7 protein-coding genes are annotated in these 14687 nt (G+C 69.5%); 4 read left to right on the forward strand and 3 right to left on the reverse strand.

The window, feature by feature from the left end:
- The 3 genes from NP777_RS29110 to NP777_RS29120 form a co-directional block, all read right to left on the reverse strand.
- Positions 1-4769 (reverse strand): type I polyketide synthase (locus NP777_RS29110; RefSeq protein ID WP_256653135.1); only part of this gene is annotated, 4769 nt, incomplete at its 3' end.
- Positions 4770-4828: 59 nt separating this feature from the next.
- Entirely contained in the window at positions 4829-9571 is a 4743-nt protein-coding gene (locus NP777_RS29115; RefSeq protein WP_256653136.1) for a non-ribosomal peptide synthetase, read from the reverse strand.
- A gap of 135 nt (positions 9572-9706) precedes the next feature.
- Positions 9707-10021 (reverse strand): hypothetical protein, encoded by a 315-nt coding sequence (locus NP777_RS29120; protein ID WP_256653137.1) that lies wholly within the window; start codon positions 10019-10021, stop codon positions 9707-9709.
- 253 nt (positions 10022-10274) lie between these two features.
- Here NP777_RS29120 and NP777_RS29125 point away from each other — a divergent pair, with 253 nt between their 5' ends.
- The 4 genes from NP777_RS29125 to NP777_RS29140 all read left to right on the forward strand — a co-directional run bounded on the left by NP777_RS29125 (position 10275) and on the right by NP777_RS29140 (position 14664).
- Positions 10275-11273 carry a LacI family DNA-binding transcriptional regulator gene (locus NP777_RS29125; protein WP_256653138.1) on the forward strand — a complete coding sequence of 333 codons (999 nt, stop codon included), beginning with the start codon at positions 10275-10277 and terminating at the stop codon, positions 11271-11273.
- A 214-nt stretch (positions 11274-11487) separates the two neighbouring features.
- Complete coding sequence (locus tag NP777_RS29130; RefSeq protein WP_256653139.1) at positions 11488-12831, forward strand: ABC transporter substrate-binding protein; 1344 nt, start codon at positions 11488-11490, stop codon at positions 12829-12831.
- 4 nt (positions 12832-12835) lie between these two features.
- The gene (locus NP777_RS29135; protein ID WP_256653140.1) at positions 12836-13792 is read left to right on the forward strand and encodes a carbohydrate ABC transporter permease; all 957 of its coding nucleotides are present in this window, start codon (positions 12836-12838) and stop codon (positions 13790-13792) included.
- Positions 13789-14664 (forward strand): carbohydrate ABC transporter permease, encoded by an 876-nt coding sequence (locus NP777_RS29140; RefSeq protein WP_256653141.1) that lies wholly within the window; start codon positions 13789-13791, stop codon positions 14662-14664. Before NP777_RS29135 ends, NP777_RS29140 begins: the two co-directional genes overlap by 4 nt.
- The last annotated feature ends 23 nt before the right edge of the window (positions 14665-14687 follow it).

The following is a 14687-nucleotide window of genomic DNA, read 5'->3' on the forward strand; positions in this document are numbered from 1 at the left end:
AGCCCCAACGCATCCGCACACTCACCCAACCGCCCCGCGAACACCGACGACGACTCCACCAACTCCAACGCCATCCCCACCCACTGCGACCCCTGCCCCGGGAAGACGAACACCACGTCCCCGGAGGCTCCGGTGCCCCGTACCACTCCCGGCGCGGGTATCCCGTTCGCCACCGCATTCACACCACGCAGCAACTCGTCGCGCCCAGCGCCCACGACCACCGCGCGGTGTGGCAACGTCGTACGTGTCGATGCCAGCGACCATCCCACTTCCGCCGAGGTGAGGCGGGGACCGGCCGCCATGAAGCCGCGCAGCCGCTCGGCCTGGGCCCGCAGCCCAGCCTCGCCCTGTCCCGACAACACCCAGGCGACGGCCGTCGCTTCGCCATCGCCTCCTCCGGTGGGACCGGTCGGCCGGGCCGTCTCCGGGGCCTGCTCCAGGATGACGTGAGCGTTGGTACCGCTCACTCCGAACGATGAGACGCCCGCTCGGCGAAGGCCGCCGGTCGTGGGCCATGGCGTTGTCTCGGTGAGCAGCTTTACCCGGCCGCCGGACCAGTCGACGTGGGGCGACGGCGCATCCACGTGCAGTGTTCGCGGCAGCACCCCGTGCCGCATCGCCATCACCATCTTGATCACACCGGCCACACCGGCGGCCGCCTGCGTATGACCGATGTTCGACTTGATCGACCCCAACCACAACGGCCGATCCGCAACCCGGCCCTGACCATAGGTGGCCAGCAGCGCCTGCGCCTCAATCGGGTCACCGAGCGTCGTCCCCGTACCGTGCGCCTCCACCGCGTCCACATCCACCGCGGACAACCCGGCACTCACCAGCGCCTGCCGGATCACCCGCTGCTGCGACGGACCATTCGGCGCCGTCAACCCATTCGACGCACCATCCTGATTCACCGCACTGCCACGCACCACCGCCAACACCCGATGACCGTTCCGCTCCGCATCCGACAACCGCTCGACCACCAGCACCCCGACGCCTTCGGCCCACCCTGTGCCGTCCGCCGCCGCCGCGAACGCCTTGCACCGACCGTCCGTGGCCAGCCCCCGCTGGCGGGAGAACTCCACGAACATCGCCGGTGTGGCCATCACGGTCACGCCGCCCGCCAATGCCAGTGAGCACTCGCCCGCCCTCAGCGACTGTACGGCCAGGTGCAATGCCACCAGCGAGGACGAGCATGCCGTGTCCACGGTGACCGCCGGGCCTTCGAGGCCCAGGGTGTACGAGACCCGGCCCGAGGCCACGCTCGCGGCGGTGCCGGTCAGCTGGTACCCCTCGGCCGCCTCTCCGGCGTCCGCCGCGTAGCCGACCGACGAGGCACCGATGAACACGCCCGTGCTGCTGCCCTTGATGTGCTCCGCGGGGATTCCCGCCCGTTCCAACGCCTCCCACGATGTCTCCAGCAGCAGCCGCTGCTGCGGGTCCATCGCCTCGGCCTCACGCGGTGAGATCCCGAAGAACCCCGCGTCGAACTGGGCCGCGTCGTAAAGGAATCCGCCGTCGCGTGCGTATGACGTGCCGGAGCGGTCGGGGTCGGGGTGGTAGAGGCCATCGAGGTCCCAGCCACGGTCGGACGGAAAGCCGGAGATGGCGTCCTCGCCGTCGGCCACGATCCGCCATAGGTCCTCCGGCGAGTGGGCCCGGCCGGGGAACCGGCAGCCCATCCCCACGATCACCACCGGATCGCCGCCTTCGGGTGTTGGCACGGTCGCGGGCGCGGCCTGCTCATCCGTCCGGCCGTGGAGCCTGCGGTGCAGATGCTCGGCGAGCGCGGCGGGCGTCGGATAGTCGAACAGCGCTGTACCGGGCAGCGGAAGGGCGATCGCCGCACCGAGCCGTTCACACAGTTCGACGGCGGTGATCGAGTCGAACCCGAGTTGCTTGAAGGTGTGCCCGGCGCCGATGGCGGTCACCGATGGGTATCCGAGTACGACGGCCGCGTGCGCCCGGACCATGCCGAGCAGCTCGCCACCGCTCAGGCCGATGCCGGGCGCCTCGTCGCCGCTCAGCCCGGTGCCGGGCGTCTCGTCGCCGCTCAGGCCGGTGTCGGGCGTCTCGCCACCGCTCAGACCGGTGTCCGTGCGCTCGGGCCCGGGAGCGGAGAACCAGTGCCGCTGCCGCTGGAAGGCGTACGTGGGCAGTGGAATCCGCCGCCCACCGGACACCAGCGGGCTCCATGCCACTTCGACACCCGACACATACAGCTCGGCCAGCGCGGTGACCAGGGCCTGTGGTTCGGGCCGGTCGCGGCGGAGGGTGCCCACCAGCGTCCCGGGCCCGGTCAGGCAGTCGCGGGCCAGGGTGGTGAGCGCCTTGTCCGGGCCCAGTTCCACGATGGTGGTGACGCCCTCGTCCTCCAGACAGCGGACCCCGTCCAGGAACCGTACGGTCCGGCGGACATGCCGCACCCAGTACTCCGGAGCGCACAGCTCTTCCGCCGTGGCACGTCGGCCGGTCACATTCGACACCAGTGGGATCCGGGGCGCCCGGTACGTGAGGTTCTCGGCGATGTGCCGAAGCTCGTCGAGCACGGGGTCCAGATGGGGCGAATGGAAGGCGTGGCTCGTCCGGAGCCGCTTCGTCTGGCGTCCGCGGCGGGTCCACTCCGCCGCCAGGTCGAGTACGGCGCGCTCGTCCCCCGAGACCACCGTGGCGGTGGGGCCGTTGACCGCCGCCACGCAGACCCGGGCCCCGTCGTCCGATGCCCCGCCCGCCATGAGCGCCCGGGTGACCTCGTCCTCGGTGGCTTCGAGCGACACCATGGCGCCCGGCTCCGTCACGGCCTGCATCAGCCGCCCACGGGCGGCGACGAAGGCGGCGGCGTCCGCCAAGGACAGCACACCGGCGACATGGGCGGCGCTCACCTCGCCGAGGGAGTGGCCGATCAGCAGGTCCGGTACGAGGCCGAAGTCCTCCAGCAGCCGGAACAGCGCCACCTCAACCGCGAAGAGGCCGGCCTGGGCGTACACCGTCCGGTTGAGCAGTTCGGCGTCGTCACCGTGGATCACGTCCCGAAGCGGCCGGTCCAGGTGTGCGTCCAACGCCGTGCACACTTCGTCGAGAGCCTGGGCGAACACGGGGAAGGCGGTGGCGAGTTCACGTCCCATGCCGAGACGCTGCGAGCCCTGGCCGGCGAAGGCGAAGGCGAGCTTTCCCGCCGCCCTCGCCGTGCCCGTCACCAAACCTGCCACCGTGCCGCCTTCGGCGAGCGCCTCCAGGCCGTGTGCCGCGTCGGTCGCCTGCCCGGTGATCAGCACCGCGCGGTGGTCGAAAGAAGTTCGTGTGGTGGCGAGGGAGAAGGAGAGGTCGGTGAGGTTCGGCGATCGCTCCAGATACGGCCGTAGCCGCATCGCCTGGCCGCGCAGCGCGGCAGCGGACACCCCGGACAGCGGAAGCGGAAGCGGGACCGGGACCGGGCTGGGGCGGGAGTCCGGCTCAGGATGATGCGCCGAGGCGTGGGAGGGGGCGCCGACGAGTGGTTCGGCGAGTAGGACATGGCAGTTGGTGCCGCCCATCCCGAAAGAGCTGACACCGGCGACCAGGCGGCTGTCCGCCTTCGGCCACTCCCCCGGTGCGAGGCGCATCTCCAGGTTGAGCTCGCCCATGGGGATACGGGGATTCGGCGTGCGGTAGTTGAGACCGGCCGGCAACTGCCGGTGGTGGATGGCCAGTGCGGTCTTCAGAAGTCCGGCGATACCGGCGGCGGCTTCCAGGTGGCCGATGTTGGTCTTCACCGACCCCAGCTGCACCGGCCCCGCCCCGCTGCGGCCGAAGACGGCGCCCAGGGCCGCCGCTTCCGCCGGGTCGCCGAGTGCCGTTCCGGTGCCGTGCAGTTCCACGTACTGAACGGCCTCCGGGGGGATCGCGGCCCGCCGCTGGGCGAGCCGGAGCACCTGCCGCTGGCCGTCCGGGTCGGGGGCGGTGAGCGATGCGCCACCGCCGTCGTTGTTGACCGCGCTGCCCTCGATCACGCAGTAGACGGTGTCGCCGTCGGCGAGAGCGTCGGAGAGCGGTTTCAGGACGACGAGTCCGCCGCCCTCGCCCCGCACATAGCCATTGGCGCGTGCGTCGAAGGTGAAGCAGCGGCCGTCCGGGGAGAGCGCGCCGAACGCGGCGATATCGGCGGCGGTCTCCGCGGAGAGGTTCAGGTTGACCCCGCCCGCCAGCGCGAGCCGTGACTCGCCACGGCGTACGCTCTCCACGGCCATGTGCACCGCGACCAGGGAGGACGCCTGGGCGGCGTCCACGGTCACGCTCGGGCCGCTCAGGCCGAACACATGGGAGAGCCGGTTCGCGATCATGCCCCGCTGGGTGCCGGTCAGCGTGTGGTGCGAACGGCCGCGGGCGCGGATCAGCGAGGCGTAGTCGTCGGACCCGGCGCCGATGAACGCTCCGACGGTGGCGCCCCGCAGGGTGGCGGGCACGATGCCCGCGTCCTCCAGCCCTTCCCAGGTCAGCTCGAGCATCAGCCGCTGTTGGGGGTCGGTCGCCGCGGCTTCCCGCGGTGAGATGCCGAAGAACGCGGGGTCGAAGCGGTCGACGTCGTCGATGAAGCCGCCGCGGCGGATGGCGGGCGGCATGGACCGGTCGTCGGTCCCGGGCGGCGTGGGCCGGTCGTCGGTCCACCGCCCCGCGGGCACCTCACCGATGGCCGAGATGCCCTCGCTCAGCAGCCGCCAGAACGCCTCGGGATCGGGTGCCTGCGGAAAGCGGCAGGACATTCCGACAACGGCGATGGCCTCGTCCGGTTCCATGCGTTTCCTCGGGGCGGGATCGGCTGCGGGATCGGCTGCGCGGTCGGCTGCGGGATCGTTCACTGGTCGTGGCCTCGGCCCTGCCACACCTGTGAGACCGGCCGTCCGGGATCCGCGGCGGCCGCGGAGACGACCGCCACCACGTCGTCGCAGAACCGCTCGATCGTGACGCGGTCGAAGAGCGACTTGCTGAACAGCACGGTGCCGGCGAGGCCGCCGTCCTCCGCGCTCTCGTACAGGTCGATCTCCATGTCCACGTTGACGGTCACCGGCGGGTGGGTCATCAGGAATGGCTCGGCCGTCAGTCCGGTGAGCCGGAGTGGCCGCGGCGGGGTGTTGACGATCTGAAAGATCACCTTCACCGGCGGATCGTCCGACAGCCGCGTCCCGGCCCGGCCGCCGACGGTGCCACCGGCGGGGTCGGCGGCGTGGTCACCGATGTGCTTGAGAACGGACACGAAGGGCACGTCCTGGTGTGCATGGGCATCGGACATCGCATCGCGCACCGTGGCCAGCAGCGTGCCGAAGTCCGTGGCGCCCGACACTTCGGTGCGCAGCGCGAGCATCTTGGAGACGAGGCCCACCGTGTTCTCCAGTTCGTCCCGGCCACGGTTGGCCATGGGCACACCGACGAGGACGTCCTGGTTGTCCGAGCGGGCGGACATGACCACCTTCAGAGCGGTCAGCAGCGTCATGTACAAGGTGGCGTTGGACGATTCGCCCAGCCGTCGGGCGGTCTCGACGGCGTCCTTCGGCAGGCGCCAGTGGAAGATGTCGCTCTCGTAGCGGGCCGACGCGGCGCGGGCCCGGTCGGTGGGCAGTTCGGCGGGGACCATGCCCTCGAAATGCCGCTTCCAGAAGTCGAGTTGGAGTTGCAGCAGCGGACCGCACAACCACTTCCGCTCCCAGTTCGCGACATCGGCGTACTGGACGGGCACAGGTGGCAGCTCGGGTTCGCTGCCGCGCAGCAGTGCCGCGTACACGATGGACAGATCGCGGACCAGCACTCCCTGGGACCAGCCGTCGGTGACCAAGTGGTGCAGGGTGAGCACCAGCACATGGTCGGACTCGGACAGCCGCAGAACGCGCAGTCTCGCCAGCGGGCCGCGGCTGAGGTCGAAGGGCCGGGCCGCCTCCTGACCGGCCAGTACCGAGGCTTCGGTCTCGTCGTGCGCCTCGGCCACCTCCACCTGGACCGCCGCGCTCGCCCGGATCACCTGGACGTATCCGTCGGCTTCCCTGACGAAGGCGGTGCGCAGGGCCTCGTGGCGGTCGATCAGCAGGTCCATCGCCCGGCGCAGACAGTCGAGGTCCAGTTCGCCCGACACCCGCACCGCCATGGGGATGTTCCAGTGCCCGGCGTTCAGGACATCGTCGAAGAAGAGGTCCGTCTGCTGCTGTGCGAAGGTGAGGGGGACGGGCTGGTCACGCCGCGTGGGAACCAGCGGCGGCAGTTCGGCTTCGGGGCCGGAGGCTTCGGGGCCGGAGGCTTCGGGGCCGGAGGCTTCGGGACCTGAGCGGGCCGCGGCGGTGAGCGTGGCCGCCAGCTCTCGGGGGGTGCGCTGCTGGAAGACGGCCTTCAGCGGTACGGCGACGCCGAGGGCGGACCGGAGCCTGGCGACCACCCTGGTGGCGATGAGGGAATGGCCGCCCAGTGCGAAGAAGTCGTCGTCGATGCCGACCTTGGTGGCGCCGAGCAGATCCGCGTAAACCCGGCAGACGGCCTCTTCCTCGGAGGTGCGGGGAGCGACGTAGCCGACCTCGAGCACGGTGCGCAGATCGGGGACGGGCAGCGCCTTCCGGTCGATCTTGCCGCCGGAGGTCAGGGGCATGGTGTCCAGCAGGACGAACGCGGAGGGCACCATGTATTCGGGCACCGCGGACTCGACGTACCGACGGAGGGTCTCGGTCAGCCGGCCGTGCCGGTCCGCGGCGGCATCGGCCACCACATAGGCCACCAGCCTCTTGTCGCCGGGGGTGTCCTCCCGCACCATCACGGCGGCGTGCAGCACGTCCTGGTGCCGGGCGAGGATCGCCTCGATCTCGCCCGGTTCGATTCGGAAGCCGCGTATCTTCACCTGGTCATCGATCCGGCCGAGGAATTCCAGGTTGCCGTCGGGCAGCCAGCGCACGAGGTCGCCGGAGCGGTACATACGCGATCCGTCGCCGCGGAACGGGTCGGCCACGAACCGGGAAGCGGTCAGATCCGGACGGCCGAGATAGCCCCTGGCCAGCCCCGCTCCGGCCACGCACAGCTCACCCGGCACCCCTACCGGGACCGGCCGGAGCCGCCGGTCGACCACATACACCCGGGTGTTGCCGATCGGGCGGCCGATGGGTGCGGTGAGCGGCCACTCGGCCACCTCGGCGGGGAGCGAGTACGACGTCACCACATGGGCTTCGCTGGGACCGTAGTGGTTGTGCAGCCGCAGCGCGGGGCGGCGGGCGCACAGCTCGCGCAGATCGTGGTGGAGGGAGAGGGGTTCGCCGGCCTGTGAGAGGTGGCGCAGTGCGGCCAGTTCGGTGCCGTGCGGATCCACCTCCTCGGAGATCGCCCGCAGCATCACATTCGGGACGAAGAGCTGGTCGATCTCGTGGGCGTGGACCCATTTGGCGAACTCGACGGGGTCCATGCGCAGTTCCTCGCCGGGGACGACGATCGTCTCGCCGTGCAGCAGCGCGGAGAAGATCTCCTGCAACGAGATGTCGAAGGTCAGCGTGGCGAACTGTGCCGTCTTGGCGTCGGGATCGATGGGCAGGGCCCGTTTCTGCCAGGCCACCAGGTTGAGCACACAGGTGGCGGGCATGAGGATGCCCTTGGGGACTCCGGTGGAACCGGAGGTGTAGATGACGTACGCGAGGTTCTGAGCGCTGGGCCGTGCCGTGGGCGCGGTCCGGGGCTGCGCGGCGAGCGGTGCGCGCTCGGCGTCGAGCAGGATGAGCCGGATCCCGGACGCATCGGATGTATCGGATGCATCCGATGTCCTGGGCGCATCAGGCGTCCCGGGCGCCTCCGGGGTTTCAAGCAAGCTGGTGAAGCGCTGCTGGGTGATGGCGACCATCACCCCGGAGTCGGCCAGGACGAACTGGACGCGGTCTCGGGGGTGGTTGGGATCGATCGGCACATAGGCCGCTCCGAGCTTGAGGATCGCGAGGATCGCCACGATCATCTCGATGCCGCGATCGACGCAGAGCCCGACCAGGGTCTCGGGGCAGACTCCCCGGCCCGCCAGCAGATGGGCGAGCTGGTTAGCCCGCTGATCCAGCTCGGCGTAGGTCACCCGGTCATCACCGCTGATCACGGCCACCGCGTCGGGGCGGCGCTCGGCCTGGGCGGTGAAGAGCGCGGGCAGGGATCCGGCGGGTACGGGGCCCGCGGTCGCGTTGAACTCCTCCAGGACCTTGGTCCGCTCCGCCTCGTCGAGCAGCGCGATCTCGGAGATGGGCCGGTCCGGCTCGGCCAGGACGCCCCGGAGGACGACGGTGACGTGGTGCAGCAGCCGTTCGATGGTGCTCGTGTCGAACAGGGCCTTGCTGAAGACGACGTGTCCCAGAACTCCGTCCCCGGTCTCGACGAGATGGACCTCCAGATCCATTCGCGTGAGGATGCCGCCGTGGTCGTAGGGCTCGGTCCGCGCGCCGGGCAGCTCGAGCCGCTCCGCCGGTACGTTGATCATCTGGAAGAGCACCTGGACCAGCGGGTTCCGGGACAGGTCCCGCTCGGGGTGGACCTGCTCCACCAGATACTCGAAGGGCAGGTCGCCGTGGGCGAAGGCACCGGCCGCCGTGCCGCGGACCCGGCCCAGCAGTTGGCGGAAGGTGGGGTCGCCGGACAGGTCGGTCCGCAGCACCACGGTATTGACGAAGAACCCGATGAGCCCCTCGACCTCGGCGCGGCCCCGGTTGGCCACGGGGGTGCCCACCGTGATGTCGTCGCTGTCCACGTACCGGCCCAGTACCAGCTGGAACGCGGCCAGCAGGGTCATGTAGAGGGTCGCGTTCTCACCGGCGCCCAGCCGGCGGGCCGCCCGGATCAGTTCGGGTGGCAACTCCCAGCGCACCGCGTCGCCTTCCTGGCGGGCGATCGAGGGCCTGGGCCGGTCGGTGGGCAGCTCCAGCGCGGGCGCCATGCCGTCGAGCCGCTTCGTCCAGTAGTCCAGCTGGCGGCGCAGGGTCGGGCCGGACAGCCAGTCGCGCTCCCACTCCGCGTAGTCCGCGTATTGCACGGGCAGCGGGGGCAGTGCGGGCTCGCGCCCGGCGTCGAGCGCTTCGTACGCGACGGAAAGCTCACGCACCACAATGCCCTGTGACCAGGCGTCCGTCGCGACATGGTGCACCGTCAGCAGCAGGACGTGATCCTGTTCGTCCAGTCGCAGCGCCTTGGCTCGCAGCAGGGGCCCGGTACTCAGGTCGAAGGGCTCGGTGATCTCGGCCCCGGCCAGCCGCCGGACCTCGGCCAGCCGCTCCTCCTCCGTACCGCCGGGCACCGGTTCGAGGCGCACCGGGACGGGGGCGGGGGGCTCGATCCGCTGCACCGGCTGACCGCCGGCCTCGCCGAAGGTGGTGCGCAGCGCCTCGTGCCGTGCGACCACCAGCGAAAGGGCCTGGGAGAGATGGGAGATGTCCAAGCGGCCGCGCACCCGCACGGCGAAGGGGAGATTGTACGAGGCGTTGCCGGGTTCCAACTGGTCCAGGAACCACAGCCGTTGCTGGGCGAATGACGCCCTCAACTCCCGGGCCCGGTCGATCGGCACAACGCCGGTGGACTCGTTTCTCCTGGTCCGCTCGAAGAGATTGCTCATGGCCGCGCTGAGACCACGGGATTTGGGCGCGCCTGAATTCCCCACAACACAGCCTTCCCCGACGACTGATGGAAATTGCTTTTCGCGGTTGTTCCGCTGGTGCTGTCGCTTGCCAACCGATGGCGCAAACGCTTCTTAAACGGCAGTACGGCCGGGATTACATTCGGCGGCAGACCCGAGAAAGGGATCGAAAACGAAGTGTTCTTGGAGCGTGGATCCCGTAGCGCCGATAGAGCCGGGAGCGTCGATGGAGCCGGGAGTTTCGAGGGACTCGGATACGGTGAACTCGGTCGACTGCCGGCGTCCACGCTCGACGCGGGCCGTATGACGGGCATCGATGGTGTGATCGGCGTCGATATTGCCGATAGATCCGCCGCGCCGCGCCGAGTGGTCGTATTCAGCGCAGTTCAAAGCGGCATTCCCGGAGGTTTGCAACTCCGAAACACTCACTACAGTCCCCGTCCCCCGTCCAACGAGCCCCCTCGAAAGGAACCTAGATCGTTGGCTGATCCGCTGTCAACCCATACTTTTGGGGCGGCAATAGGGCGAATTGCCGACCTGTGCGAACTCACCCGGCCGCCCGATCCGCGGGTCGGCGGGGCCGCGGCGATTTCCACTCCGAGCCGGGAGCCGCCATCGGCGTCACACGTTCTGCACCCCTCTTACGCAAGCCACTTGCAGGGCTTGCGCTACGCTTGCGTGCATGACGCGACGACTTGCTGAAGTGGCGAAGAAGGTCGGAGTCAGCGAGGCCACGGTCAGCCGGGTCCTCAACGGCAAGCCCGGGGTCTCCGAAGCCACCCGGCAGGCCGTGCTGTCCGCGCTGGACGTCCTCGGCTACGAGCGGCCCACGCAGTTGCGGGGCGACCGGGCGCGGCTGGTAGGGCTGGTGCTGCCCGAGTTGCAGAACCCCATCTTCCCGGCGTTCGCCGAGGTCATCGGCGGGGCGCTGGCGCAGCTCGGACTGACTCCGGTGTTGTGCACCCAGACCAAGGGCGGGGTCTCGGAGGCCGATTACGTGGCCCTGCTGCTGCAACAGCAGGTCTCCGGGGTGGTGTTCGCGGGCGGGCTGTACGCGCAGGCCGACGCGCCGCACGACCACTACCGGCTGCTCGCCGAGCGCAAGATCCCGGTGGTGCTGGTCAACGCGGCCATCGAGCACCTCGGTTTCCCGGCCGTCTCCTGCGACGACGCCGTGGCCGTGGAGCAGGCGTGGCGCCATCTGGCCTCCCTGGGCCACGAGCGGATCGGGCTGGTGCTCGGGCCCGGTGACCACATGCCGTCGGCACGCAAGCTGGCCGCCGCGCGGGCGATCGCCGGCCGCCTTCCGGATGAGTTCGTGGCTCGGGCGATCTTCTCGATCGAGGGCGGCCACGCCGCGGCCTCCCGGCTGATCGACCGGGGTGTCACGGGGATCATCTGCGCCAGCGACCCACTGGCCCTGGGCGCGATACGAGCCGCGCGCCGCAAGGGGCTCGGCGTGCCGTCGCGGGTGTCCGTGGTCGGCTACGACGACTCCGCGTTCATGAACTGCACCGAGCCGCCGCTGACCACCGTCCGCCAGCCCATCGAGGCCATGGGCAGGGCGGCGGTGGAGGTGCTGAACGCGCAGATCGGCGGGGCGTCCGTACCGGCCGAGGAGCTGTTGTTCGAGCCGGAGCTGGTGGTGCGCGGCTCCACCGCCCAGGCACCGCGGGAGTGAGAGAGCGGACCGGCGGGAGCGGCCGAAGAGGCGGTCGGCAAGAGGTCGACGGACTCAATCCACCTGATTCGCAGTCCAGTTGAATAATTACAGAATCTACGCGACATCTTGCGGGACGATGTCGTCGGTGCTTGAGTGTGCGGCGCACTCACGGTTGTGTGCGCCCCGCTCGCGGCCGTGGGGCTTCCCTGCTCCTGTACAGAGGGGTCCACCCATGAGAAGCACCGGGTTCCGCCGTACTCTTATCGCGCTCAGCACGTTCTCCCTCGCCCTCACCGCCTGCGGCGGGTCGGACGACGGGTCGGCGGGCGGCAAGACGCGTATCACGGTCAACTGCATGCCGCCCAAGAGCGCCAAGGTCGACCGCAGGTTCTTCGAGGAGGACATCGCCTCCTTCGAGAAGCAGAACCCGGACATCGACGTCGTCGCGCATGACGCGTTCCCCTGCCAGGACCCGAAGACGTTCGACGCCAAACTGGCCGGCGGCCAGATGGAGAACGTCTTCTACACGTACTTCACCGACGCCGGACACGTGGTCGACATCAACCAGGCGGCCGATCTCACCCCGTACATCAAGGAGTTGAAGAGCTACTCCACCCTCCAGAAGCAGCTGCGCGACATCTACACGGTCGACGGCAAGATCTACGGCATCCCGCGCACCGGCTACTCGATGGGTCTGATCTACAACCGCAAGCTCTTCGAGAGGGCCGGACTCGACCCCGACCAGCCGCCGGCGACGTGGGAGGAGGTCCGCGCCGACGCCAAGCGGATCGCCAAGCTGGGCGGTGGCACGGTCGGCTACGCGGACTACAGCGCCCAGAACCAGGGCGGCTGGCACTTCACCGCCGAGCTGTACTCACAGGGCGGCGATGTCGTCAGCGCCGACGGCAAGAAGGCCACCATCGACACCCCCGAGGCGCGGGCCGTCCTGCGGAACCTGCACGACATGCGCTGGGTGGACGACTCGATGGGCAGCAAACAGCTCCTGGTCATCAACGACGCCCAGCAGCTGATGGGCTCCGGAAAGCTGGGCATGTACCTGGCCGCGCCCGACAACATCCCGATCCTGGTGAAGGAGAAGGGCGGCAACTACAAGGATCTCGCCATCGCCCCCATGCCCGGTGGCAAGGGCACGCTCATCGGCGGCGACGGCTATATGTTCCAGAAGAAGGACACGCCCGCCCAGATCCGGGCCGGCCTCAAGTGGCTCGACCACATGTTCCTCACCCCGGGCGAGGGCTTCCTCGGCGACTACGTCCGCGCCAAGAAGCGACACGCCCCGGTGGGCCTGCCCGAGCCGCGGCTGTTCACCGGCGCCGCCGACGCCAAGGACCAGCAGGTCAAGAAGGCCAACGCCAATGTTCCCGTGGGCAATTACCAGACCTTCCTCGACGGCAACCACAAGCTGCGGATGAAGATCGAGCCGCCGCACGCCCAGCAGATCTACTCCGTGCTGGACGGGGCCGTCTCCGCCGTCCTCACCAAGAAGGACGCCGATGTCGACCAGCTCCTGAAGGAAGCCTCCGGCAAGATCGACAGCATTCTGGCCCGGGGCTGACCCGATGACCAAGACCGCCGCGCGACCGCCCGCCGAGGCGATCGCCGTCCACCCCGCGCAGGCGCCGCCCCCGGCGGGGGGTCGGGGGCGGCGCCGTCTCGCCGACCAGGTCGGGGCCTATGGCTTCCTCCTCGGCGGCCTGATCTGTTTCGCGCTGTTCTCCTGGTATCCGGCGATCCGCGCGGTCGTGATCGCCTTCCAGAAGTACACGCCCGGCTCGTCCCCCGAATGGGTCGGCACCGCCAACTTCACCCGCGTACTGCACGATCCGGAGTTCACCGCGGCCTGGCGGAACACCCTCACCTTCACCCTGCTGGCGCTGCTCATCGGCTTCGCGATCCCGTTCCTGCTCGCCCTGGTGCTCAATGAACTCCGGCACGCCAAGGCGTTCTTCAGGGTCGTGGTCTATCTGCCGGTGATGATCCCGCCGGTGGTCAGCGCCCTGCTGTGGAAGTGGTTCTACGACCCGGGCGCCGGGCTGGCCAACGAGGCGCTGCGCTTCCTGCACCTGCCCACCTCGAACTGGTCCAACGGCGCCCACACCGCCCTGATCTCCCTCGTCATCGTGGCCACCTGGGCCAATATGGGCGGCACCGTCCTGATCTACCTGGCGGCGCTGCAGTCCATCCCCGGTGAGCTGTACGAGGCGGCCGAACTCGACGGCGCGAGCCTGCTGCAGCGCGTCCGGCACGTCACGATCCCGCAGACGCGGTTCGTGATCCTCATGCTGATGCTGTTGCAGATCATCGCGACGATGCAGGTCTTCACCGAGCCGTTCGTGATCACCGGCGGTGGCCCGGAGAACGCCACGGTCACCGTTCTCTACCTGATCTACAAGTACGCCTTCCTCTACAACGACTTCGGTGGCGCCTGCGCGCTGAGCGTGATGCTGCTCGTGCTGCTCGGCGCCTTCTCCGCCCTCTATCTGCGGCTCACCCGCTCCGGGGAGGACGCCATATGAGCACCCGGACCCTCGTCTCCCCCGCCGCCCTGGCCCGTCCCCGCGGCCGGGCCGTCTACTGGACGGTCTTCACCGCCGTGGTGGTGCTGTTCGCGATCGCCTTCCTCTTCCCGGTCTACTGGATGGTGACCGGTGCGATGAAGTCGCCGGACGAGGTGGCGCGAACCCCGCCCACCCTCGCTCCGAAGGAGTGGCACCTCAGCGGTTACGGCGACGCCTGGGACCTGATGCAGCTTCCGCAGCACCTGTGGAACACGGTGGTCCAGGCGGCCGGGGCCTGGCTGTTCCAGCTGGTCTTCTGCACGGCCGCCGCCTACGCCCTGTCCAAGCTGAAGCCCGCCTTCGGCAAGGTGATCCTCGGTGGCATCCTGGCGACGCTGATGGTCCCGGCCCAGGCGCTGGTGGTGCCGAAGTACCTGACCGTCGCCGACCTGCCGCTGATCCACACCAGCCTGCTCAACGACCCGCTCGCGATCTGGCTGCCGGCCGTCGCCAACGCCTTCAACCTCTATCTCCTCAAGCGGTTCTTCGACCAGATCCCGCGCGATGTCCTGGAGGCCGCCGAGATCGACGGCGCCGGAAGGCTGCGCACCCTGTGGTCGATCGTGCTGCCCATGTCGCGTCCGGTGCTCGGCGTTGTGTCGATCTTCGCACTGGTGGCGGTGTGGCAGGACTTCCTGTGGCCGCTGATGGTCTTCTCCGACACCGGCAAGCAGCCGATCAGCGTGGCACTCGTCCAGCTGTCGCAGAACATCCAGCTGACCGTGCTCATCGCCGCGATGGTCATCGCCAGCATCCCGATGGTCGCGCTGTTCCTCGTCTTCCAGCGGCACATCATCGCCGGGATCAGCGCGGGCAGCACGAAGGGCTGACACCGCCCCCTCGACAGAAAGGC

The organism is Streptomyces rugosispiralis (assembly GCF_024505145.1).
Taxonomy (GTDB): Bacteria; Actinomycetota; Actinomycetes; order Streptomycetales; family Streptomycetaceae; genus Streptomyces; species Streptomyces rugosispiralis.

Excerpts from the sequence above, each read along its gene's own strand:
- NP777_RS29115 (WP_256653136.1), bottom strand. The coding sequence starts at position 9,571 with ATGAGCAATCTCTTCGAGCGGACCAGGAGAAACGAGTCCACCGGCGTT.
- NP777_RS29135 (WP_256653140.1), top strand. The coding sequence starts at position 12,836 with ATGACCAAGACCGCCGCGCGACCGCCCGCCGAGGCGATCGCCGTCCAC.
- NP777_RS29130 (WP_256653139.1), top strand. The coding sequence starts at position 11,488 with ATGAGAAGCACCGGGTTCCGCCGTACTCTTATCGCGCTCAGCACGTTC.
- NP777_RS29140 (WP_256653141.1), top strand. The coding sequence starts at position 13,789 with ATGAGCACCCGGACCCTCGTCTCCCCCGCCGCCCTGGCCCGTCCCCGC.
- NP777_RS29125 (WP_256653138.1), top strand. The coding sequence starts at position 10,275 with ATGACGCGACGACTTGCTGAAGTGGCGAAGAAGGTCGGAGTCAGCGAG.